We start from the raw sequence: 21,846 nt of genomic DNA, 5'->3' as shown, positions 1-21,846 counted from the left end.
CCACGATGACCCTCGCCTCGCGCCCGCTGCTCCGGCTCCCGTTGCTCGCCTGCCTGCTCGTCGCCGCGCTCACGGCCCCTCCCGCCGCCCAGGCCGCCGAACGCCAGCAGTCGACCGTCCAGCTGTCCTACACCTGCCGGGTGGCCGGCGTGGCCGACCCGGCGACGGTCGGGCTGATGTTCCAGATCGACGCTCCGGCGAGCGTCGCGCCGGGCGAGTCGGTCGACGTCTCCGGGTCGGTGACCCTCCGGCTTCCCGAGAACGTGCGGGCCGCCGCCTCGTACGCCAACATCACCGCCGTCGAGGGCTACTCCGACACCTTCACCGTCCCGGTCACCATCGGCGGCCAGACCGCCGTCGTGCGGACGAGCCGTCTCGTCGCGCCCCGCAACAGCGTGGGCAACCCGCTGACGGTGCACGCCTCGTTCACCGTCAACTCGTTCACCGTGCCCACAGGCGCGACGGGCCAGGTCGTGGTGGCCGGCCCGCGCAACGGCACCGTCACCAGCCCCCGCCAGGACCTCGAGCCGAAGATGGTCGCCTTCACCGCGATGGCCACGGCCTACGGCGACACGGGCGCGCAGAGCATCGGCCTGTTCTGCTACGACACCGGCGGAGCGGGCAACCCGCTGACGACCATCCCGATCAGCACCGACGGGACGGACGACGCCGAGGCGGCGCCCGGCTCGACAGCCGCGACGGCCGACGCCGCCCCCGAGACCCCGACGGTCGTCGCGACCCCGGCCCCCTCCGGCGAGGCCGAGTCCGAGGCGAAGGACAACGCCGCCACCTTCCGGGTCGCCGCCCAGGACGTCGCGCAGGAGGGTCCGCTGTCCGGCCGCCTCGTGCCGCTGCTGGCAGCCCTGCTCCTCCTGCTGGCCCTCTACGGCGTCCTCGCCTGGAGCCGTGTCCGCACCGCCCGACGCCTCGACGCCGACCAGTGACGCCGCTTCGCCCCCTGTCCCCGAACCCCGAGGGGACGTCACTCCGCCATCCGCTCCACGCTGAAGCGCAGCGCCTCGGCTCTGGCGGCGGGCCAGACGGCGTGGGCGGCGGGATAGACGCGGTGGGTGATCGACGACCCGGCGCGGCGGCAGCGACGCACGTAGCGATGAGTGCCGAACACCGGGACCACGGGGTCGAGGACGCCCTGCTGCACCAGCACAGGCGCCGGGTGACGGACCGCCGGCAGCGTGGACGTCTCCCCCACCGCTCGCAGGACCTCCGTGCCGCGCAGGCCCCGGCGCGTCATCGATCCGACCGACCGGCCCCGCGTCCGGGCCACCAGCTCCTGGTAGGCGTACCAGGGCGAGGAGTCGACCAGCTCGCGTCCGTCGTCGGTCAGCAGGTCGTCGAGCAGCGGACGCAGCTCCGGCCGGGCCGCCTCCAGCCCGTGCAGGATGTAGGCCAGATAGGCGACCAGGTCGGGCACGGGCAGCCGGGGCACCCACGGTCCGGCCGCGCGCAGGAGCAGCGTCAGATCGGTCGGCGGGGCCTGCGCGACCACGCCGCGCAGGTCGAGCCCGTCGGCCCGGCCGACCGCGTACGACGACGCGGCGAGCGCGGCGTGCCCGCCCTGCGAGCCGCCCATCGCCACCCAGCGCGGGTCGAGGTCGGCCAGCAGATGCGCGGCCCGCAGCGCGTCGACCACCTGGAACGCCGTGCTCCGCGCGTGCAGGTAGGCGTGCGGTCCGGGGCTGCCGAGGCCTGCGTAGTCGACGGCCAGCACCGCCAGGCCCGCCGCCGTCCAGGCCGCCAGATCCTCGCCCATCCAGGCGGCCAGACCGAACGACACCGCGCACTGCTCCCCCACGCCGCTGGTGCCGTGGCAGAACACCAGCACCGGGGGCCGTTCGACGCCCGCCGGCAGATGGAGGCTCGCCGTGGCCGTGCGGGGCTCGCCGCGCGCGCCCACCGTCGCGTAGGCGAACGAGACGGCATGATGACTCCCGTCGAGACGTTGGACGGGATCGAGCACCTGTGAGCCCACCACCTGGCCGCATGCGTCCATGTCCGATGAGTGTAGTGATCCCGTCCGGAGAAAGAGAGGGTCGATGACCACCCGCGAACTGCTGGTCTGCGCCGCGCTCGGCACCCTCGGGGCGGTCGTGCAGGTGCCGGCGATCTGGATGTTCTCGGTCGTCGGCGTGGCGGTCCCCGTGCTGTACCCGCTGCTCGTGGGGGTCTCGACCTGCGCGCCGACCATCGCGCAGATGATCCTGCGCAGGCCCGGCGTGGCGCTGCTGACCTGCCTGACGGTGGCCTTCGCGAGCCTGCCGGTCTCGCCCAACGGGGCGGGGGGCATCCAGTCGCTCGCCGTCGTCGGGCTCGCCCTCGAACTTCCCTTCGCGCTCGGCGGCTACCGCCACTGGGGCGCCTGGCGCTGGTACCTCGGCACGACGCTGCTCGGCCTGTTCACCCTGACGGCCACCTGGGTCACCCTCGACCTCGGCAGCCTCTCCCCCGTGCTCGCCTACTGGCTCGCCGGGACGACGGTCGGCTCCTATCTGCTCTGGACGGCCGTCGGCCGCGCCTTCGGCCACCGCCTGCAGGCGGCCGGCGTGGGGGTGGTCGCGGCGTGATCGAACTCGACGGCGTCGGCGTGCGACGCCCCGGCGCCGAGCGGCCCGCGCTCGCCGACCTCAGCCTGTCCGTCGCGGCGGGCGAGTCGGTGCTGCTGCTCGGTCCGAGCGGGTCGGGCAAGTCCACGCTCGCACTCACCGTCGCCGGGCTCATGGGCCGGTCCATCCCCGCCACGGTCGGCGGGACTCTCCGCGTCGGCGGGTCGGTGGCGACCGTGTTCCAGGATCCCGACGCGCAAGTGGTCGGCGCGACCGTCTTCGACGACGCCTGCTTCGGCCCGGAGAACCTCGGCCTGCCCGCCGCCGAGATCGAGCGCCGCGCCACCGAGGCGCTGGCGCTCGTCGGGCTGGCCGAGAGGCACGACGCCGACCCGCGCTTCCTGTCCGGCGGGCAACGCCAACGCCTCGCCATCGCGGGAGCCCTCGCCATGGAGGCGCCCGTGCTGGTGCTGGACGAGCCGAGCGCGAACCTCGACCCCGAGGGCGTCGAGGAGGTCTACGCGGTCCTGGCTCGTATCCGGGAGGAACGCCAGCACACGCTCGTGCTGGTGGAGCACCGGATCGACGAGGCCATCGACCTCGTGGACCGGCTGGTCGTGCTCGACCACGACGGACGGATCGCGCTCGACGGGACGCCGGAGGAGGTGCTGCGCGGCCCGTCGGCCGAGCGCGCCGCCGCGCTGGGCGTCTGGCTGCCCGCCGGGGTGCGGGTGGCGCGTCAGTTGCGGGGTGCGGGCGTCGACCTGTCGCCGGACCCGTTGAGCGTCGCCGAACTGACCGCCGCGCTCGACGCCGCGGTTCTGCCCGACCCGCTGCCCGTCGTACCGCCGGCGGTCGGCGCCGAGCCGGTCTTGACGGCGCGCGGCCTCGTCGTGCGGCGCGGCGAGCACGAGGTGCTGTCGGGCTGCGACCTCGACGTCGCGCCGGGCGAGCTGGTCGCGGTGCTCGGCGGCAACGGCGCGGGCAAGACCACGCTGCTGCACGCGCTCGCCGGACTGCTGCCGCTCGCCTCCGGCTCCATCGGCGTGGCGGGGGTGGACCCGGCCGACTGCCGTCCGACCGACCTGCGCCGCCGCCTCGGCGTCGTCTTCCAGAACCCCGAGCACCAGATCGTCACCGCACGGGTCACCGACGAGTTGGCCCACGGGTTGCGCGTCGCGAAGACCCCGCCCGCCGAGATCGCGACGCGGGTCGAGCCGGTGCTCGACGAGACCGGCCTGCGCGAACGCGCCGACGCCCACCCGCTGACCCTGTCGGGCGGGCAGAAACGTCGCCTGTCGGTCGCCGCCGAGCTCGTCACCGGACCCGAGGTGCTGCTGCTCGACGAGCCGACCTACGGCCAGGACCACGACCGCGCCCGCGCCCTCATGGACCGGCTCGCCGGCCTGCGCGCCAGCGGCACGGCCGTCGTCGTGGTCACCCACGACCTGCAGTTGGTCGCCGACCACGCCACCCGCGTGGTCGTGCTCGACCAAGGCCGGATCGTCGCCGACGCGCCGCCGTCGGTCGTGCTGGCCGACCGCGAGCTGCTGACCTCCGCCGGACTCCGCCCACCCGCGCTCGCCGCCGCCACCGCCGCGCTGAGCCGACATCCCGCCTGGCGTGAGGTCACCACGCTCGCCCAGATCCCCGGAGGAGCCGCATGAGCCGCGTCAGTCCGCTCGCGCTCCTCGTCGCGACCCTGCCCGCCATGATCGGCGTGCTGTTCACCCGGGACGTCCAGCGTCCCGCCGTGTTCGCGGCCGTCGCCGTCGTCGTGTTGGCTCTCAGTCCGGGCGTCTCGGCGAAAGCCAAGTGGCGGGGGCTGGTCGTGCTGTTGATCGCCCTGCCGATCATGACGGGCGTGCTGATGCTGGTCACCGATCCGGCCCGGGTGCCCGAGGGCGTCACGGTGGCCGAACGGGCCGTCGCCACCGCCCTGCGCATCGCGGCGCTCACCACCTTGTCGATGCTGACCGGCGTCGGTGTGGGCGTCGACCGGCTGGGGCGGGCGCTCGTGCAGCAGGCCAGACTGCCCGCCCGGCACGGCTACGTCCTGCGCCTGTCGGCCCGCATGCTCCCCCGGCTCCAACACGAGTTGGCCACGATCCGCACGACCCGCCGCGCCCGCGGCACGACCACCGGACGGCTGCGGTCGTCGGCGGGCATGGTCGTCCCGCTGGCCGCCAGCCACGTCCGGCACGCCGAGCGGGTCGCCCTGGCGATGGACGCCCGCGGCTTCGTCGACGCCCGCGGCCGCACCGAACGCGCCCAGGAACGCTGGCGCTGGACCGACACGATCCTGGTCTTCCTCGCCTGGGCCCTCACCACCGCGATCTTCGTCTGCCTGCCGCGCTGAGGTTATCCACAGATCTCAGCCACGGCCAAGTGACAGTTCCGGCGATCTGCGCTTGAGTCGGACGCATGCCGTCCGTAGAGCATGAGGCCGTGATCGAGTTGATCCGACGCGTTCCCGAACTGATGACGCAGGTGCTGTCGTCCCGGTTCGGCGTCAGCGTGTCGCCGGGCCTGTCAGCGAGCCCGTTCTCCGAGGCGTCGCGGGTGATCCAGCCCCGGACCTTGCACGCCGACGCCGCCTTCGTCTTCTCCGACGCCCACGGCACGACGCGGTTCGCCGTGGTGTTCGAAGTGCAGCGGGCGTGGGACCCGGAGAAACGATGGTCCTGGCCGCTCTACGTGACGCATCTGGAGAACGAGGCGCGGGTGGACGCGGCGTTGATGGTCTACTGCCCCGACGCCAGGGTCGGCGCGCGATATCGGGACAGGCTGGGCGACGTCGGCGTGAGCGTGCGGATCCACCCGTTCGTGGTCACTCCCGACGATCTGCCGCTCGTCCTCGATCCGCATCAAGCGGAGGATTCCCCGGAGCTGGCGGTCTTCGGCATGATGGCGCACGGTCGCGAGCAGCGAGCGAGTGACGGGTTCCCGGCGTATGCGGCGGCGGTCGAGGTCCTGAGCGAACGCCTGGGCCTCGACGCCGCCACCTCGTACCATGACCTTGTCAAGGCGGTCATGTCGGCGGCGGTCCGCGACGAATGGAGTGAGTACATGAGCACGAGCACGATTCCTCGACGCTGGTTCAGCGAGGACAACCAACGCGCGCACGAGAAGGGTGTCCGCGAAGGCCTCTCCCGAGGCAAGTCAGAAGGCGTCGCGGAGGGCGAGGCGCGGAGTCTGCTGACCATCTTGCGTACCCGCGGCTTCGAGGTGCCGGACGCCCTGCGCGACCGGGTGTTCGCGGCCGACTCCGAGCAGTTGGAGCGGTGGATCCAGGCGGCGGTCACCGCCGACCACCTCGACCAGATCTTCTCCTGACCGACGCTCAGTGGTCGTGGTCGCGGCCCAGGGCGTGCTGGACCGCGTGCAGCGCCTTGTCCGCGATGATCGCGGCCGTGCTGACCTGGCTGGTCTTGCCGCGCCGCCAGTAGCCCTTGACCTCGCTCTGGCCCGGCCCGAGCCCGTGGGCGCGCGCCCAACGGCGGATCGGCTTGACGATCGACGACTCGGCCGCCGCGAACAGGTAGGTGTGCCGGTCGGCTGGAAGCTCGAGATTCTGGACGAAGTCGGCCAGCAGCGAGGTCGTGCCCGCGGGCGCGCCGTCGCGTGACAGCCAGACGACCTCCACCCCCTCGGGCGCGTCCAGCTCCTGACGCTCGCGGTCGTCGGCGACCTCGATGGCCGCCACGCCGGTCACGTCACGCGGCAGTTCGGCCAGCCACCGGCCGATGGCCGGGAGCGCGGTCTCGTCGCCGAGCAGGATCCGGTGGGTGAACTCCTCTGGCACCGTGCGGCTCGGACGCGGCCCCGCCACCCAGATGAGGTCGCCGGGCCGTGCGTTCTGCGCCCAGGCCGAGGCGAGGCCGCCCTCGTGCACGACGAAGTCGAGGGCGATCCGCTCGCCGTCATAGTCACGGATGGAGTACTCACGCGTCGGCGGCATCGGGCGCGGCCAGTCGAGATGGTCGCCGTCCTGGGCGGGGGCGCGTGTCTCGCCGGTGTCGGCGTCGGGGAAGACGAGTTTGACGTGCTCGTCGGGCAGATGGCTCTCGAATCCCGCCAGGTCCGGCCCGCCCAGCCACACCCGCAGCATGCGCGGCGTGACCTGCTCCGTCAAGCGGACCTCCAACTGACGGATCTTGATGTCCCACTTCAGGAAGAACGCCTCGGGGACGTCACCCGCCGCCTCGCGTGCCGTGCCCATGAACTCACTCCCCTGTCGTCACCCTCAGAACCAAACCAGACTATCGGACAGATACCTGATGAAAATCAGACACCTGTCAGGGTGCCCTAAGATCAGACCTCATGCTGGCCCGCGACGGAACCTCCACTCGCGAACTCCTCGTCTGCGCGGCGCTCGGCACGCTCGGCGCCGCCGCCTTCGCGCCGTCCATCTGGGCCATCGCCGTGATCGGCGTGACGCTGCCGCTGCTCTATCCACTCGTCGCCGGCATCGTCGGACTCGCGCTGGAGTTGCCCTTCGCCCCCGGCCTCTACCGCTTCTGGGGCGCCTGGCGCTGGCACGTCGGAGCCGTCGTGCTGGGAGGACTTCAAGCCAGCACCACGTGGGTGGTCTTCGACCTCGCCAGCATGTCGCAGGTCGTGGCCGCACTGATCGTGATCGGCACCGTCGGATCGTATGCGGGGTGGACAGCGCTCGGACGCGCCTTCGGCCACCGTCTGCTGGAGGCGGGCGTCGGTCTCGTCGCGGTGTGAACTGCCCCAGGATCTCCTTGCCATTTCAGTTTATATCCCACCTGGGGGCTTGCCGCAAGCCCTGGATGAGGGGGCAGAATGCCTGGCCTGCCCATCGCCGACGCCCCCTCGGAGCCCCTGTGAACACCTCGCCCCGCCCCGTCTTCGCCCTGCCCGCACGTCTCCACGCCAAGGCCGATCCCGCCCTGATCGCCGACGACGAACGCCATCTCCAGATGGTCGCCGACCGGCTCGCCGCTGCCATCGCCGAGTTGTCCGACCACCTCGCCACCGTCCGACGAGCCCCGGCCGGACCCGGACAGCAGGCCCTCGACCGCGACCAGGAGGTCCACCGCCTCACCGCCCGGCTGAAGACGCTGCGACGCCACGGCCTCGACCTCTGCCTCGGCACGATCACCTCGTCGGCCGGGTCGCTCCACATCGGCCGGCTCGGCCTGAGCGACTCAGGCGGCGAACCGCTGCTGGTCGACTGGCGAGCGCCCGCCGCCGAACCGTTCTTCGCCGCCACCCACGCCCGTCCGCTCGGCGTCGCCACCCGTCGCCGCTACCGCTGGACGGACGGACAGATCACCGACTACTGGGACGAGGACTTCACCGGAACGAACCCGTCGGCCGCGCTCGACGACCACTCGGCCTTCATCGCGAGCCTCGGGGCCAGCCGCTCCCCGCGCATGCGTGACGTGCTCGGCACGATCCAGGCCGACCAGGACGCCATCGTCCGCGCCTCCTCACGCGGCCCGCTCGTGGTCGACGGCGGACCCGGCACCGGCAAGACCGTCGTCGCGCTGCACCGCGCCGCCTACCTGCTCTACGCCGACCCGCTGGTCGACGAACGGCGCGGCGGCGTGCTGGTGGTCGGGCCGCACCGCCCCTACCTCTCCTACGTCGCCGACGTGCTGCCGAGCCTCGGCGAGGACGGCGTGCGGACCTGCGTCGTCGCCGACCTCGTCCCCGAGGGGGCGACCACCCGCCCCGACGACGATCCCCGCTCGGCCGCCCTGAAGGCCGACGGCCGCATGGTCGACGCGATCGAGCCTGCGGTCGCGCTCTACGAGGAGCCGCCGACGGACACGCTGCGGATCGACACCGCGTGGGGGTCCGCCCGGCTCACCGCCGCCGACTGGGCCGAGGCCTTCGCCACCCCCGACCCCGGCACGCCCCACAACGAGGCGCGCGACCAGATCTGGGAGGCGCTGCTGACGATCCTGCTCGACCAGAACGACGACGAGGACGCGCCCCGCGACCGGCTGCGCCGTGCCCTCGCCACCGACGAGGGTCTGCTCGACGTCTTCGGCGGGGCCTGGCCGACGCTCGACGCGGCCGACCTCGTCGGCGACCTCTGGTCGGTCCCGGCCTACCTGCGCCGCTGCGCGCCCTGGCTGAGCGACGACGAGGTCCGACTCCTCCAGCGCGAGGAACCGCAGGCGTGGACCACCGCCGACCTGCCGCTGCTCGACGCCGCCCGCCACCGTCTCGGCGACCCCGAGGCCTCCCGGCGTCGCCGCCGTCGCGAGGCCGCGCTCGCCGCACAGGCCGAGGAGATGACCGAGGTGATCGAGCACCTGGTGGCCTCCGACGACTCCGAGATGCAAGTGATGTCGATGTTGCGCCGCACGGACATGCGGACCACGCTCGTCGACGAGAACGCCGCGCCGCAGGACACGTCCGACCGGCTCGCCGGACCGTTCGCGCACATCGTGGTCGACGAGGCGCAGGAGCTGACCGACGCGCAGTGGCGCATGGTGCTGCGCCGCTGCCCCTCGCGGAGCCTGACGATCGTCGGCGACCGCGCGCAGGCTCGACAGGGTTTCCCGGAGCCCTGGGAGGAGCGGTTGGCACGGGTCGGCCTCGACCACGCCCGGCTGGCCCGCCTCACCGTGAACTACCGGACGCCCGAGGAGGTGATGGCCGAGGCCGCCCCGGTGATCCGCGGCGCGCTGCCCGACGCCAACGTGCCGACCTCGATCCGCTCCACCGGCGTCCCGGTCCTGCACGGCCACGCCGACGACCTCGCCACGATCCTGGACGACTGGCCCGCCCTCCACGACGACGGCGTCGCCTGCGTGATCGGCGACCCCTCCTTCGCCTCGACCGACCGCGTCCGCTCGCTGTCGCCGGTCGAGGCGAAGGGCCTGGAGTTCGACCTCGTCGTGCTGGTCGACCCCGACGGTCTCGGCGAGGGGGTCACCGGCGCGGTGGACCGCTACGTCGCGATGACCCGTGCGACCGGACAGCTGGCCCTGCTCACCCGGTAGCCTCGGCGCGACACCGGGCGAAGGAGCACTGTGAGCGGCGTACATCACGAGGTCGTCATCGTGGGCGGCGGATTCTCCGGGATCGGCATGGCCATCGCCCTGCGGCGGGCCGGGTTCGACGACCTGCTGATCGTCGACGACGCCAGCGAGCCGGGCGGCGTCTGGCACTGGAACACCTATCCGGGCGTCGCGGTCGACATCCCGTCGTTCAGCTACCAGTTCTCCTTCCACCAGCAGAGCGACTGGTCGCGCACCTACGCCAAGGGCGCGGAGTTGAAGGAGTACGCGGCGCGCTGCGTCGAGGAGTTCGGCCTGGCCGACCTGTTCCGGCTGAACACCCGCGTGACCGAGGCCGTCTTCGACGAGGACGCCCGGCTGTGGCGGGTCGCGACGAGCGGCGGCGACCTCACCGCGCGCTACCTCGTCCACGCGGGCGGACCCTTGAGCCAGCCGAAGCGGCCCGACATCGACGGCCTCGACGACTTCGCCGGGACCGTCATGCACACCTCCCGCTGGGACCACGGCGTCGCGCTGGCCGGACAGCGCGTCGGCATCATCGGCACGGGTGCCTCAGCGGTGCAGATCATCCCCGAGATCGCGCCGGAGACCGCCCGTCTGACGGTCTTCCAACGCACGCCCATCTGGTGCCTGCCGAAGGCCGACGTGCCCCTGGCCGCCCCGGCCCGCGTCGCCTTGGAGAAGGCGCCCGGCGCGAAACGGATCGCCCGGTTCGCCAGCGACGCCTACGTCGAGGCGATGTTCCCCTTCATCGCGCACTTCCACGGCCTGCTGCCGGTGACGAAGGCAGTCGAGCCGTTGGCGCTGGCCTACCTGCGCAGCCAGGTGCGCGACCCGGAGACCCGCGACCGGCTCACCCCGCGCTACGGCCTGGGCTGCAAGCGGCCGAGCTTCCACAACAGCTACCTGTCGACCTTCAACCGCGACGACGTCGCCTTGGAGACCGGCTCCATCGAGCGGGTCACGGCCGAGGGGGTCGTCACCTCAGACGGGACCGTCCACGAGCTCGACGTGCTGCTGCTCGCGACCGGCTTCAAAGTGACCGACAAGGACGCGCTGCCGTCGTACCGGCTCACCGGCGCGGGCGGCGTCGACCTCGGCGACTGGTGGGACGAGCACCGGTTGCAGGCCTACCAGGGCGTGTCGGTGCGCGGCTTCCCGAACTTCTTCACGATGTTCGGCCCGTACGCCTACAACGGGTCGTCGTTCTTCACGCTCATCGAGGCGGCCTCGGCGCACATCACCCGGGTGTTGCGGCACGCCGACCGGACGCGGGCGACCCGGGTGGAGGTGACCGCCGCCGCGCACGACGCCTTCTTCGCCGAGATGATGCGCCGACGCGGCCGCCAAGTGTTCTGGCAGGACTCCTGCCGGGGCGCGAACAGCTACTACTTCAGCCGTCACGGCGACGTGCCGCTGCGCCCGGCCCTCACCCCCGAGGTCCGCTGGCGCAACCGGCGCGTCCCGATGTCGGACTACTCCTTCAGCCGCTGAGCGCCGCCGAGTCCGTCACGGTGTCCCGAAATCACGACCCGTGATCTCGCAGGCGGGAAGGTCCTCAGCCGTCAGATCGCCCTCAGGCTGACACGCCAGCTTCGCCGGCGTCGGTTCCCCCATACCCGTTGGGTTCGCCAGGCGCGCCCACGTGCCGACGCCCTGAACCGGCACGTTGGCCGAGTGCTGGAAGCCCCCGATCTTCTCCGGGGGTCAGAGCATCCTGTTCGCCCGTTCGCGCGTCAACCACGTCCAGGACGTCAGCCGCCCACATCCACAGCCGCCCGCCGAAGGCTCCGACGAGGTCCGACCTTCGACACGTCCAATTTTCTCGAACAGGACAGGAACTTCCGCGCATTCACACCACACTCGCGCCACCGTGTCGCACGAAAAATCAAGGCCGGCTCCTCGACGCCACGGACTCGTCCTGGCTGTCGTCCGACGGGTCTTCGACCTCCTCGCCCGCGCCGAAGGCCTCGACGGCGTCGTCCAGCGTCGACTCCGTGTCGTCGACCGCGGCGAAGACCGCCTCCAAAGCCTCGTTGTACTCCGCGTCATACTCGAAGGAGTACGACTGTCCACCGTCCAATGACGCCGCCATCGCACCCAGCCCGTCGATCACGTGCTGCAGCGCCGCCGACGTCGCCTCAGCGGCGTCCTCGAAGCCGTCAGGCACCTCCACCGCCTCGAAATCGTCCTTGATCGCCTGCATACCCGGGATCGCAGTGTCGCGGACCGGCTGGCCGTCGGCGAACGGCCCCGTGCCGAGCAAGCCCTGCGGAGCCTCGCCGTCGAGCGCGGCCGTCGCCGCCGCGACGAAGTCGCCGGTGCCGAGCGCCTCGCCGACCACGCCCGACAACGCGTCGAGGTCGTCGGCCGCCCGCTCCTCGGCTCGCCCGGCCTCCGCGTAGTCGTCGGAGTTCTCGCGGCCGTACTCCGGGGCCGCGCCCAGTTCGGGGATCTCCTTCTGCGCGTCCTCGACCATCTCCAGCGCCGCCTCCGGGTCGTCGGTCTTCCGGCCGATCCTCTCCGCCTGCTCCTCACGGAAGTCCGCGACGGCCTCCAGATACTCCGCAGCCACCCGGTCGGCCTCGGCGACGTCCTCTTTCCGGTTCTGCTGGATCACCAGGAAGACGACGGTCGCGGCGATGCCCGCCACGACGAGAAGCCCGAAGACGCAGGAGAAGATCACGACCTTGGCGCGTGTGCTCATAGTTCACACTAACCCGGATCTCACAGCAGCGCGGCGTCGACGGCCGTGGCCAGGTCGGCGTCGACGGTGAGCCCGTAGAGCCGCACGCCCTCCTGCGCCACCGCGACCTGCTCGCCGTAGCTGAACGAGTAGGACTGACCCGCCGAGGCGAGGCTGACCAGCAGCCGGCACTCGTCGACGACATGGCGCAGCGCCGACGCGACCTGCCCGGCCAGCTCCTCCTGGCCGGCGGGGACCGGGACCGCCTCGAAGGTCGCCAGCGCGTCCTCGAACGCCGGGATGACCTGCCCCTCCACGACCTCGGTGCTCTCGATGGTGGTCGAGCCCGCCAGGTCCTCCACCCGCAGCGCGAGAGCGGCGCCGGCGGCGCCGATGAAGTCGCGCGCGACGGCGGTCCTGCCCAGCACGTCGACCAGCTCCGTGTACGGGTCGAGCAGAGCGGCCTCGACGTACTGCGCGTCGTGGTACTCGCGGGACAGGTCGGCTCCCTCGCCGGTCAGCTCCGGCAGGGTCGGCGGCTCGGCGATCCGCGCCTCGATCCGGGCCTTCAACTCCGCCGGCGGCCCCTCGCGGCCCGCCTCGATCAACTCGGTCAGGTCGGTGCGGAAGGCGTCGACCTCGGCGAGGAAGTCCTGCGCGACGGCGTCGGCCTCCTCCGTGGTGCGGACCTGCGACTGCTGCTCGACGATGATCAGCCCGCCGACCACGGCGATCAGCAGGATCGTCGTCAGGACCGGCAGCGCCAGCGCGATCCGCCGCCACCGTCGCCGTCGTTCCCGCGACCGGGCGCTCCGCCTGTGCGCCACCGGACGGCCTCAGCGACCGACCGGGGCCACGCCGTGCGCGCGCAGGCCGTAGGCGAGCGCGTCGGTCAGCGCGATCCAGGACGCCTCGATGATGTTCGCGCCGACGCCGACGGTGACCCAGGAGTCCTCGCCGTCGGAGGTCTCGATGAGGACGCGGGTGATCGCGTCGGTGCCGCTGCCCTGGTCGAGGATGCGCACCCGGAAGTCGGTGAGGTGGAAGCGCGCGACGTCGGGGTAAAGCTGCTCGATGGCCTGCCGCAGCGCGTGGTCGAGGGCGTTGACCGGGCCGTTGCCCTCGCCGACGACGACGAGCCGCTGTCCGCCCGCGACGATCTTGACGATGGCCTCGGCGGCGTCGGGGGTGGCGAGCGTGCGCCAGGACTCGACCTCGAAGTAGGCCGGCCGCTCGCCTGCCTCCTCGGCGAGCAGCAGCTCGAAGGAGGCGTCGGCGGCCTCGAAGGTGTACCCGGCCTGCTCCAGCTCCTTGACCTTGTCGGTGAGCCGGGCGAGCCGCTCGGGGTCGTCGGCGAGGTCGAAGCCCAGCTCGCGCCCCTTCAGCTCGATGGTGGCGCGGCCGGCCATCTCCGAGACGAGCAGGCGCATGTCGTTGCCGACGAGCGCGGGGTCGATGTGCTGGTAGAGGTCGGGGTCGACGCGGATGGCGCTGGCGTGCAGTCCCGCCTTGTGCGCGAAGGACGAGACGCCCGTGTACGGCTGACGGGCCGACGGCGGGTAGTTGGTGATCTCGGCGACGGCGTGGGCGATCCGGGTGGCCTCGGCGAGCTTGCCCTCGGGCAGCACGGGCCGGTCGAGCTTGAGCTCCAGGTTCGCCACGCAGGTGATGAGGTCGGCGTTGCCGGTGCGCTCGCCGTAGCCGTTGACGCAGCCCTGGAGGTGGGTGGCCCCGGCCAGCACGGCGGCCATCGAGTTGGCGACAGCGCAGCCGGTGTCGTTGTGCGCGTGTACGCCGAGCCGGGCGCCGGTGCTGGCGAGCACGTCGCCGACGACGTCGGTCACCTGATGGGGCAGCATGCCGCCGTTGGTGTCGCACAGCACCGCGACCTCGGCCCCGGCCTCGGCGGCCGCGCGCACGACCTCGAGGGCGTAGTCGCGGTTGTCGAGGTAGCCGTTGAAGAAGTGCTCCAGGTCGACGAAGACCCGCTGGCCCTCGGCGCGCAGATGCTCGACGGTGTCGCGCACCATCGCGAGGTTCTCTTCCAGCGTGGTGCGCAGCGCGAGCTCGACGTGCTTGTCGTGGCTCTTGGCGACCAGCGTGACGACCGAGGCGCCGGAGTCGCGCAGCGCGGCGACCAGCGGGTCGTCGGCGGCCTGCACCCCGGCCCGGCGGGTGGCGCCGAAGGCGGCGAGCGTGGCGTGCGTGAGGTCGAGCTCCTTGGCCGCCAGGGCGAAGAACTCGGTGTCCTTCGGATTCGAGCCCGGCCAGCCGCCCTCGATGTAGCCCACGCCGAGGTCGTCGAGGTGCGCGGCGATGTGCAGCTTGTCCTGCACCGAGAGGTTCAGGCCCTCCTGCTGGGCGCCGTCGCGCATCGTCGTGTCGTAGACGTGGAAACGCTGGTCGGGGGTGACGGTCATGGCTTTCCTTATCCGGTGCTCGCATCCGTTCGTTCAACAAAAAAGCCCCCCGGGGATCGGGAGGCGGCGCGCTGGTCTGAAAGGGTTCAGATTCCGGCGCGCCCGGCAATGATGATCGAAAGGCTCGACATAGCACTCAGTCTAGACTTCACACCCATGCATGCCACCACAGGGCGCCCGTCATGATGGTCCCGACTCCGGCCGTGCGCCACAGCCTGCACGCGGTCGCGACCGCCGAGCCGTTGGAGGTCGCCGGCAGTCAGGCGTTGGAGTTGCCCGAGGACGCTCTGCTGCGGCGTTTCGGCGCGAGCCCCGACGATCTCGCCGCGCTCGCCGAACGGCCGCACGTGACCGTGTTGCACCGCTCCGGCCCGTTGGCCGACGTGCGCCGCGACGTCGTGGCGGCCCGGCTGGAGGCGTTGACCCTGGCTGCCCAGCACGACGGCCTCGTGCTCGACCTCGTGGTGCCACGACTCGTCGCCCACCACGCCGATCAGACCGATCCGAACACGGCGGCGCAATGGGTCGCGCTCGACCTCGACGGCCCCGACGTCGTCTCGCTCGGCCTGGCGACCTTCGGCCTGCCGGAGCTGCGGGTCGTCGACGTCGACCCGTCGGCGCTGGCGGTCACCCTGGCGGTGCTGACCGGCCTGGTCCACCGTCTGCTCGTCGAGTGGCCGGCCAACGACCCCCTCGGCTCCGCGACGGTCACCCTGTCCGACATCGCCCTCGGCCTCGGCCAACCCGACCCCCGGGACCGCGCCGGCGTCGCCCTGGAGATCTCCTTCCACGACGACGAATTGCTCGTCGCCTTCACCGACGACCCGCAGGAGTTGTTCAGGTGACCGCCAACCGTCTCCCTACACCGATGACGAGCTCGTCAAGCGCCTTCCGGTCTGACTCGACGCCCTGTACGACCTTCAGGAGTACGGCCTGGACGGGTCGCTGACCACATGCGCGCCGACCTGGTCGAGAACGCCCTCAAACCCCTGCCGCGACCCGCGGAGACGCTGGCGTCCTGGCTGGGGCGGTGCTCCGCCCCCACCACGGGAGCGTCCACACCATGGAGCACTGGGCCCGGCCGTGTGTCGACCGCGGCGTGACCCAGTCGATGGGCGCGGTCGGCGCGTCCGCGGACAACGCGCTCGCGGAGTCGTCCAACGCCACGCTCACGCGGAAGATCCTCCGAGACGCCGCGTGCCGGGCCGACGAGGCCACCTGCCGCCGGGAGGCGTTCCGGCGGGTCACCCGGTACGACACCCGCCGCAGCCGCTCCCGGTGCGGCTACCAGTCACCATCCGCCTACGAGTCCCTCCACGCTGCCACGCTCCCATCGGCCGCGTCGTCCACCCCTGTGTCCACGTTCCGGGGTAAGGCCCAAGGCGCCGGTCGCGTGATCGGCACCTTCATTGCGCTCGCCGCCGCCATCACCCGCTGCCTCGTCCGCACAGCCTGGACCAGCCGCCTCTGGGATACCGACCCCTTGGTGGAGTCTCTCAAGGCCTTCCAGGCTGCCGGTCAGTAGCCCTTCGCATCGAAACGGTAGAGGAAGGCGGCTATCTGCTCACGCAACACCGGCTGCGACGGACGGAAAGTGTTGTCGCTGTATCCGGTGGTGATGCCCGTGGACTTCAGCCAGCAGATCTCCTTGGCGAACACGTGGCTCGACGGCACATCAGTCAGACCGCACGACGTCACCGAAAACGTAGGCGAGCCCGCGAGTCGGTAGAGGAAAGCGGCGACCTGCTCACGCCGCACCGGCTGGGAAGGACGGAAGGTGTTGTCGGAATAGCCCGTCGTGATCTCCTCATCGGTGAGCCATCGGATGTGGCGGGTGAACACGTGCGAACTCGCCACGTCGCTAAAAGTCGCCACTGGATCCGAAGTCGACGGATTCGCACCGCCGTTCATGAACCGGTAAAGGAAGGCTGCCACCTGCTCGCGCAGCACCGATTGGGAGGGGCGGAAGGTCCCGTCACTGTACCCCGTGGTCACGCCAGACGCGGCCAGCCAGCAGATTTCCGTCTGGAACACATGTCCCGACGTCACATCGCTGAAGACGCACGCGGGCACCACCGCAGCCGTCTGAGCCGATGTCGCGCTGGCCGACTCATAGCCTGTGCGAGAGCCGGTCACTCGCACTGAGATCTTCTTGCCCAGATGCGTCGAGGTCAGCGCCAAAGTCGATGTCGACGCACCGGAGAGCGCCACGCCGTCGGCCAGCCATTGGTAGGTGAAGCTCACTCCTGAACTCGGCGTCCACGTGCCAGCCGAGGCTGTCAGCGTCTGGCCGACCTGCGCGGTTCCCGTGATCGCCGGCAGCACCGTGTTCGCGACCGTTGATGTAGTCGTGCCGGCGCACGACCACGTGAGCGTGTATGCGCCGACGCTGCCATAAGCACTGTAACGCGATGTGACACCCGTGCCTTGAACCTGCGCATAGAGCACCCCGCTGTTCGTCACCGAGGCTGTCGCATCCATGCCAGTCGCCACGAGCGTCCCGCTCGCCCAGCTTCCGGTCGAACTCGATGTCGGATCGTTGGTCGCCAAGGTGGCCCCCGCCGAACTCAGTATCGTCAGTTTGAGATCGACGTTCGGTCCTTGTGCCGCTGGTGTCGCGACGACTGTCGCAGAGCCGGAACAGGCGCCCAGTTTCCACACGTCGACATCGCTGGACGAGGTGACGAAGCCCGAAGCGCCACTGTCGGAAACCGTCGGGGCGGAAGTGATCGTTCCCGCAGCTTCATCCGTGCGAGAAGTCAGGCCGTTGAGGTTCAGGACGGTGATATCCGGGCCGCTCTGGCTCGCGTCACGCGCCATACGCGTGTCGTCCTGGTCAGTCCACTGTGTGACCGCCCGAGTGTACGGCGCGCCCATGATCGGGCCCCAGTTGTCGTGGCCGCTGTAGTAGCTGTCGGTCTGGCCGGCCGTGTGGTAGAGCCCACCGTTATGTCCGATCTCATGGCTGACCACCAGGGCCATCGCTGGAGCATTCGTCGTGTACGTGCTCGCCTTGATCCATGCGGTCTGGTAGTAGGCATGGTTGGAGGCGGCGTCGAAGTTGCCGATGTAGGCAATGCCGGCGCAACTAGTGCCGCAACTCGAAGGAAAGGTCGTCGTCGAGGAGATCAGCGCCCGCGCACCGTAGACCAGGTCTGACGAGTTGCTGCGCTCGATAGCAGCCGTTCCGGGGTCTTCCGTCGTGACATCGACATCGAAAGCGGAGTAGTCCTCGGCGACATACGCCCACACCTGCTGGATGTGATTCAACTCGGCGGTGTTGAAGGTCGTGTAGTCGGAATCCTGTGAATAACCGCGCTGAAAACCATCCGCGACGCCATAGAGGTCGTTCCATGCCGTGCCGGAGACCGTATGGCCGTCGAAGTCGAGGAAGATCGTGCGCTGAGCTCCAAGGTTGCTGTGGAGCGCGAAGGTATCACTCAGGTCCGCGACCGCCTCGGCCGTCTCCACGTTCGACTGGTCTTCCTGGGCCAGGGATTGAAGGCTGACATAGTCGGCTGCCTCCTCCGTCACTGCGCCTGCCTCACCGGCATGTCCAGCGTGCTCCGTGGCGCCCTCGGCCGTGCCATGATCGTGAAGGGCCTCGTTCTCAGCGGCAAAGAGCGCACCGGTCGGATCGACGCCGACCGTCGCATCGCTGGTCAGTGTCGCGCTGAGTTGTTCGGCCGTCAGGCCGTTATGCGCTGCCACGGCTGGCAGCGCGTCGCCCAGCGCATCGAGCGCGTCGGCCCCTTGGACGGGAGTGTCCCATTCGAGGTCGACGGTGGCCTCGGGATCCAGCACCGCAGGGGGCGTCTCCTCGACGTCGCCCGGCGTCGACTCCGCGACGGACAAAAACGGCGCGGCTCCGCCCGACGGTCTCATCGGCGCACCCGTGTTCAACACGCTCACCGCCAAGGCGAACACACTCAACCCTGACACCACACGACGCTGTCTCATGAACCATCACTCCTTGGCCTAACCCGCTCGGTCATCCCATCATTACCCATCTTCCTGTGTGTCAGGGTGAGTTGAGACCACCCCCGAATCGGCGTTGTCGTAGACCATGCCGTCGACTCGGAAACTTGCCGACGAACTGAACGCGTCGGGGCATCCGGCGTCGGCCGCGAAGGTCGCCGACCTTCTCGGGGGCAGGGGTTCAGTTTGCAGGCCAACGCCAAAGACCACCGAGAGTCGCCAGCATGCTGACCGTGACGCCCAGTTCTCCTGTCTCCACAGCCAGGCCGCCGACCACCACAACAGTGGTGACCCGGTGATCGGCGTGGACACCAAGAGGAAGGAACTGCTCGGGGACTCGAGAACGGCGGCCGCGAACGGCGACCGAAGCCTCGCCTGAGCCGGTGCGGGTCCACGACTTCAAAGACCCCGAACTCGGCAAGGTCAGCCCCTCCGGGATCTACGACATCGCCACCGGCACCGGCTGGGTGTCGGTGGGGACCGGCCACGACACCGCGGCGTTCGCCGTGAACGCCAGACGGCGACGGATCCGACGACTACCGCACCCGTCCGCAGAAGACCGAACTCACCGCCCTCGCGACCGAGACCGGCCTCACCGTCCACGCCGAACTCGACACCGACGGGACCCTCGCCCGCCACGACTGGCACGGCGAATGGAACCACACCCCCGACCCGACACGCCCCACTGAATAATCGGAGAGCCCGAACTCACCGCCTTGGGGCGGGACGGTTTCAGACCATGCGGGTCATCCAGCCGTGGCGGTCCTCGGCGCGGCCGTACTGGATGTCGACCAGGGCCGAGCGGATCGCGGCGGTGACCGGGCCCATCTCGCCGTTCGACGCGTCGACCTCGCCGCCGTTCCAGGCGAGGCGGCCGACAGGGGTGACGACGGCGGCGGTGCCGCAGGCGAACACCTCGGTGATCTCGCCCGAGGCCACGCCGCCCTGCCACTCGTCGATCGACACCTTGCGCTCGGTGACCCCGTGCCCGAGATCGGCCGCGAGCGTCAGGATCGAGTCGCGGGTGATGCCCTCCAGGATCGAGCCGGACAGCTCCGGAGTGACGACGGAGCCGTCGGAGCGCACGAAGTACAGGTTCATGCCGCCCAGCTCCTCGACCCAGCGGTGCTCGGCCGCGTCGAGGAAGGCCACCTGCTCGCAGCCGTGCTCGAAGGCCTCCTGCTGCGGCAGCAGGCCGGCGGCGTAGTTGCCGCCGCACTTGGCCGCGCCGGTGCCGCCGGCCGCCGCGCGCGCGTAGTTCTCCGACAGCCAGATGCTGACCGGCTTGACGCCGCCGGAGAAGTAGGCGCCCGCGGGCGACGCGATGACCGAGTAGGTCACGTGATGGGCCGGGCGCACGCCGAGGAACACCTCGGAGGCGAACATGAACGGCCGCAGGTACAGGCTGCGTTCCTCTCCCGACGGCACCCAGTCGCGGTCGGCCGCGATCAGCGCCCGGATCGAGCCCAGGAACCACTCGACCGGCAGCTCCGGCAGCGCCAGCCGCGCCGCCGAGCGCCCCAGACGGGCTCCGTTCGCCTCCGGACGGAAGGCCCAGACCGACCCGTCGGCGTGCGCGTACGCCTTGAGGCCCTCGAAGACCTCTTGGGCGTAGTGCAGCACGGCGGCGGCCGGGTCCAGCTGGAGCGGTCCGTACGGGACGACCCTAGGATCGGCCCAGCCGCCGTCGACCGTCCACTCGGACAGGAACATGTGGTCGGTGAAGTGGTTGCCGAAGCCGGGGTCGGCGAGGATCGCGGCGCGCTCCTGGTCGGTCCGGGCCGCCTCATTCTGGGTGAACGACGCGGAGAACTCGGGGGTGGTGGTCATGATGGTCCTGTTCTAGGGAGAGAGTCGGAGGGGTCAGGAGCCCGATACCGACGCGGCCACGCGCGCCGCGATGGCCTCCCCCACCTCCTCGGTGGAGCGGACCGCGCCCGCTCGCTCGGCGATGTCGGCCTCGACGGCCGTCTCGATCTGCCGGGCGGCCTCGGGGTGGCCGAGGTGGTCCAGCAGCAGCGCGCCGGACAAGATCGCGGCGGTCGGGTCGGCCTTGGACTGGCCCGCGATATCGGGGGCCGAGCCGTGGACCGGCTCGAACATGCTCGGCGCGGTGCGGTCGGGGTTGACGTTGCCGCTCGCGGCCAGGCCGATGCCGCCGGTGATGGCCGCGGCCAGGTCGGTGAGGATGTCGCCGAAGAGGTTGTCGGTGACGATCACGTCGAAGCGCGCCGGGTCGGTCGCCAGGAAGATCGTCGCGGCGTCGACGTGCAGATAGTCGACCGTGACGTCAGGGAACTCCGCACCGACGGCGTCGACCGTGCGGCTCCACAGGTGGCCGGCGTGCACGAGCACGTTGTTCTTGTGCACGAGCGTCAGCTTCTTGCGCGGACGCGCCTGGGCGCGGGCGAAGGCGTCCCGGACGACCCGCTCGACGCCGAAGGCCGTGTTGAGGCTGACCTCGGTGGCCAACTCGTGCGGCGTGCCGACGCGGATCGCGCCGCCGTTGCCGACGTACGGGCCCTCGGTGCCCTCGCGCACGACCACGAAGTCGATGTCGCCCGGGTTCGCCAGCGGCGTCGGGACACCCGGGAACAGCTTGGACGGACGCAGGTTGACGTAGTGGTCCAGCTCGAAGCGCAGCTTCAGCAGCAGACCGCGCTCCAGGACGCCCGACGGGACGCTGGGGTCGCCGATGGCGCCGAGCAGGATCGCGTCCTGCCCCCGGATCTCCTCCAACACGCTGTCGGGCAGCGTCTCGCCGGTGGCGTGGTACTGCCGGGCGCCGAGCTCGTACTCGGTGCGCGCGAAGCTCAGTCCGTGCTGGGGGGCCACCTGGTCGAGGACCGCGAGGGCCTGGGAGGTGACTTCGGGGCCGATGCCGTCGCCCGCGACGACGGCGAGGTTGTAGGTCTGCGTCATAGCGCTCACTCTAGTGAGGCCGCGTCAGTTGTCGTCGGGACGCTCGTCGAAGTCGCGCGACGTGTCGGGCTCCTCGTCGGCGCGCAGGTGGGCGGGTCCCCATTCGATCACCGGTGTGGGCATGATGTGTCTCCTTCTCGAAACAAGTGTCAGGTGAGCGGCTGATCGAGCAGCCGGTCCGCTGAACCGCGACATCGGGGTGACCGATGCGAGAAGGAAGCAGATCGAAGAGTGGTGATGAGATCCTGCGTGCGGTTCAGCGGGCCAACGCC

Annotated in this window: 20 protein-coding genes; 12 read left to right on the top strand and 8 right to left on the bottom strand. The window is 70.9% G+C overall.

The annotated features are described in order from the left end of the window. Positions 1 to 5: 5 nt before the first annotated feature. Positions 6 to 944 (top strand): DUF6801 domain-containing protein, encoded by a 939-nt coding sequence (locus QM621_RS07695; RefSeq protein WP_414989821.1) that lies wholly within the window; start codon positions 6 to 8, stop codon positions 942 to 944. Between the two features lie 38 nt (positions 945 to 982). On the opposite strand, the gene QM621_RS07690 is transcribed toward QM621_RS07695, so the two are convergent. Continuing rightward, positions 983 to 2,011 (bottom strand): alpha/beta hydrolase, encoded by a 1,029-nt coding sequence (locus tag QM621_RS07690; protein WP_414989788.1) that lies wholly within the window; start codon positions 2,009 to 2,011, stop codon positions 983 to 985. Between the two features lie 43 nt (positions 2,012 to 2,054). Between QM621_RS07690 and QM621_RS07685 the strand changes: the two genes are divergently transcribed. From QM621_RS07685 to QM621_RS07670, 4 genes are all read left to right on the top strand, one after another. Then, entirely contained in the window at positions 2,055 to 2,582 is a 528-nt protein-coding gene (locus QM621_RS07685) for an ECF transporter S component (RefSeq protein ID WP_414989787.1), read from the top strand. Beyond that, complete coding sequence (locus QM621_RS07680; RefSeq protein ID WP_414989786.1) at positions 2,579 to 4,228, top strand: ABC transporter ATP-binding protein; 1,650 nt, start codon at positions 2,579 to 2,581, stop codon at positions 4,226 to 4,228. Before QM621_RS07685 ends, QM621_RS07680 begins: the two co-directional genes overlap by 4 nt. Further along, complete coding sequence (locus tag QM621_RS07675; RefSeq protein WP_414989785.1) at positions 4,225 to 4,920, top strand: energy-coupling factor transporter transmembrane component T family protein; 696 nt, start codon at positions 4,225 to 4,227, stop codon at positions 4,918 to 4,920. The genes QM621_RS07680 and QM621_RS07675 overlap by 4 nt, the downstream gene beginning before the upstream one ends. A gap of 89 nt (positions 4,921 to 5,009) precedes the next feature. Next, positions 5,010 to 5,897 carry a hypothetical protein gene (locus QM621_RS07670; RefSeq protein WP_414989784.1) on the top strand — a complete coding sequence of 296 codons (888 nt, stop codon included), beginning with the start codon at positions 5,010 to 5,012 and terminating at the stop codon, positions 5,895 to 5,897. A 7-nt stretch (positions 5,898 to 5,904) separates the two neighbouring features. Here the strand turns inward: QM621_RS07670 and QM621_RS07665 are convergent, their stop codons facing one another. Further along, positions 5,905 to 6,783 carry a siderophore-interacting protein gene (locus QM621_RS07665; protein ID WP_414989783.1) on the bottom strand — a complete coding sequence of 293 codons (879 nt, stop codon included), beginning with the start codon at positions 6,781 to 6,783 and terminating at the stop codon, positions 5,905 to 5,907. A gap of 101 nt (positions 6,784 to 6,884) precedes the next feature. On the opposite strand from QM621_RS07665, the gene QM621_RS07660 reads away from it, so the two are divergent. From QM621_RS07660 to QM621_RS07650, 3 genes are all read left to right on the top strand, one after another. After that, the gene (locus QM621_RS07660; protein ID WP_414989782.1) at positions 6,885 to 7,295 is read left to right on the top strand and encodes a hypothetical protein; all 411 of its coding nucleotides are present in this window, start codon (positions 6,885 to 6,887) and stop codon (positions 7,293 to 7,295) included. A gap of 119 nt (positions 7,296 to 7,414) precedes the next feature. Then, positions 7,415 to 9,550 (top strand): RNA polymerase recycling motor ATPase HelR, encoded by a 2,136-nt coding sequence (gene helR, locus QM621_RS07655; RefSeq protein ID WP_414989781.1) that lies wholly within the window; start codon positions 7,415 to 7,417, stop codon positions 9,548 to 9,550. A 30-nt stretch (positions 9,551 to 9,580) separates the two neighbouring features. Then, positions 9,581 to 11,062: a flavin-containing monooxygenase gene (locus tag QM621_RS07650; RefSeq protein WP_414989780.1), complete on the top strand. Its 1,482-nt coding sequence runs from the start codon at positions 9,581 to 9,583 to the stop codon at positions 11,060 to 11,062. A gap of 394 nt (positions 11,063 to 11,456) precedes the next feature. On the opposite strand, the gene QM621_RS07645 is transcribed toward QM621_RS07650, so the two are convergent. Genes QM621_RS07645 through cimA form a run of 3 tightly spaced genes read right to left on the bottom strand, consistent with a single transcriptional unit; the run spans position 11,457 to position 14,674 of the window. Beyond that, complete coding sequence (locus QM621_RS07645; RefSeq protein WP_414989779.1) at positions 11,457 to 12,275, bottom strand: hypothetical protein; 819 nt, start codon at positions 12,273 to 12,275, stop codon at positions 11,457 to 11,459. A gap of 20 nt (positions 12,276 to 12,295) precedes the next feature. Continuing rightward, positions 12,296 to 13,081 carry a hypothetical protein gene (locus QM621_RS07640; RefSeq protein ID WP_414989778.1) on the bottom strand — a complete coding sequence of 262 codons (786 nt, stop codon included), beginning with the start codon at positions 13,079 to 13,081 and terminating at the stop codon, positions 12,296 to 12,298. A gap of 9 nt (positions 13,082 to 13,090) precedes the next feature. Further along, a complete protein-coding gene (gene cimA, locus QM621_RS07635; RefSeq protein ID WP_414989777.1) occupies positions 13,091 to 14,674 on the bottom strand; it encodes a citramalate synthase in 1,584 nt (527 codons plus the stop codon). A gap of 182 nt (positions 14,675 to 14,856) precedes the next feature. On the opposite strand from cimA, the gene QM621_RS07630 reads away from it, so the two are divergent. Next, on the top strand, positions 14,857 to 15,519 hold the full coding sequence (locus tag QM621_RS07630) for a hypothetical protein (RefSeq protein WP_414989776.1): 663 nt from the start codon (positions 14,857 to 14,859) through the stop codon (positions 15,517 to 15,519). Positions 15,520 to 15,737: 218 nt separating this feature from the next. Beyond that, positions 15,738 to 16,199: an integrase core domain-containing protein gene (locus QM621_RS07625; protein WP_414989775.1), complete on the top strand. Its 462-nt coding sequence runs from the start codon at positions 15,738 to 15,740 to the stop codon at positions 16,197 to 16,199. On the opposite strand, the gene QM621_RS07620 is transcribed toward QM621_RS07625, so the two are convergent. Beyond that, a complete protein-coding gene (locus QM621_RS07620; protein WP_414989774.1) occupies positions 16,193 to 18,601 on the bottom strand; it encodes an S-layer homology domain-containing protein in 2,409 nt (802 codons plus the stop codon). The genes QM621_RS07625 and QM621_RS07620 overlap by 7 nt on opposite strands. A 139-nt stretch (positions 18,602 to 18,740) precedes the next feature. Between QM621_RS07620 and QM621_RS07615 the strand changes: the two genes are divergently transcribed. Beyond that, a complete protein-coding gene (locus QM621_RS07615) occupies positions 18,741 to 19,031 on the top strand; it encodes an ISAzo13-like element transposase-related protein (RefSeq protein ID WP_414989773.1) in 291 nt (96 codons plus the stop codon). 4 nt (positions 19,032 to 19,035) lie between these two features. Next, a complete protein-coding gene (locus QM621_RS07610; RefSeq protein ID WP_414989772.1) occupies positions 19,036 to 19,341 on the top strand; it encodes an ISAzo13-like element transposase-related protein in 306 nt (101 codons plus the stop codon). 43 nt (positions 19,342 to 19,384) lie between these two features. On the opposite strand, the gene QM621_RS07605 is transcribed toward QM621_RS07610, so the two are convergent. Both QM621_RS07605 and QM621_RS07600 read right to left on the bottom strand, forming a co-directional pair. Further along, positions 19,385 to 20,482, bottom strand: coding sequence for a branched-chain amino acid aminotransferase (locus QM621_RS07605; RefSeq protein ID WP_414989771.1), 1,098 nt, complete (start codon positions 20,480 to 20,482; stop codon positions 19,385 to 19,387). 33 nt (positions 20,483 to 20,515) lie between these two features. Then, the gene (locus tag QM621_RS07600) at positions 20,516 to 21,574 is read right to left on the bottom strand and encodes a 3-isopropylmalate dehydrogenase (protein WP_414989770.1); all 1,059 of its coding nucleotides are present in this window, start codon (positions 21,572 to 21,574) and stop codon (positions 20,516 to 20,518) included. Between the last annotated feature and the right edge of the window lie 272 nt (positions 21,575 to 21,846).

The organism is Aeromicrobium sp. (assembly GCF_047606445.1).
Lineage (GTDB): Bacteria > Actinomycetota > Actinomycetes > Propionibacteriales > Nocardioidaceae > Aeromicrobium.
This window is presented reverse-complemented; position numbering and strand designations above follow the sequence as displayed.

Bases quoted from the DNA above. Each gene is read 5' to 3' on its own strand.
- QM621_RS07660 (WP_414989782.1), top strand. From the start codon at position 6,885: ATGCTGGCCCGCGACGGAACCTCCACTCGCGAACTCCTCGTCTGCGCG.
- QM621_RS07695 (WP_414989821.1), top strand. From the start codon at position 6: ATGACCCTCGCCTCGCGCCCGCTGCTCCGGCTCCCGTTGCTCGCCTGC.
- QM621_RS07630 (WP_414989776.1), top strand. From the start codon at position 14,857: ATGATGGTCCCGACTCCGGCCGTGCGCCACAGCCTGCACGCGGTCGCG.
- QM621_RS07605 (WP_414989771.1), bottom strand. From the start codon at position 20,482: ATGACCACCACCCCCGAGTTCTCCGCGTCGTTCACCCAGAATGAGGCG.
- QM621_RS07690 (WP_414989788.1), bottom strand. From the start codon at position 2,011: ATGGACGCATGCGGCCAGGTGGTGGGCTCACAGGTGCTCGATCCCGTC.
- QM621_RS07645 (WP_414989779.1), bottom strand. From the start codon at position 12,275: ATGAGCACACGCGCCAAGGTCGTGATCTTCTCCTGCGTCTTCGGGCTT.
- QM621_RS07615 (WP_414989773.1), top strand. From the start codon at position 18,741: ATGCCGTCGACTCGGAAACTTGCCGACGAACTGAACGCGTCGGGGCAT.
- QM621_RS07600 (WP_414989770.1), bottom strand. From the start codon at position 21,574: ATGACGCAGACCTACAACCTCGCCGTCGTCGCGGGCGACGGCATCGGC.
- QM621_RS07685 (WP_414989787.1), top strand. From the start codon at position 2,055: ATGACCACCCGCGAACTGCTGGTCTGCGCCGCGCTCGGCACCCTCGGG.
- QM621_RS07625 (WP_414989775.1), top strand. From the start codon at position 15,738: ATGGAGCACTGGGCCCGGCCGTGTGTCGACCGCGGCGTGACCCAGTCG.
- QM621_RS07675 (WP_414989785.1), top strand. From the start codon at position 4,225: ATGAGCCGCGTCAGTCCGCTCGCGCTCCTCGTCGCGACCCTGCCCGCC.
- QM621_RS07665 (WP_414989783.1), bottom strand. From the start codon at position 6,783: ATGGGCACGGCACGCGAGGCGGCGGGTGACGTCCCCGAGGCGTTCTTC.
- cimA (WP_414989777.1), bottom strand. From the start codon at position 14,674: ATGACCGTCACCCCCGACCAGCGTTTCCACGTCTACGACACGACGATG.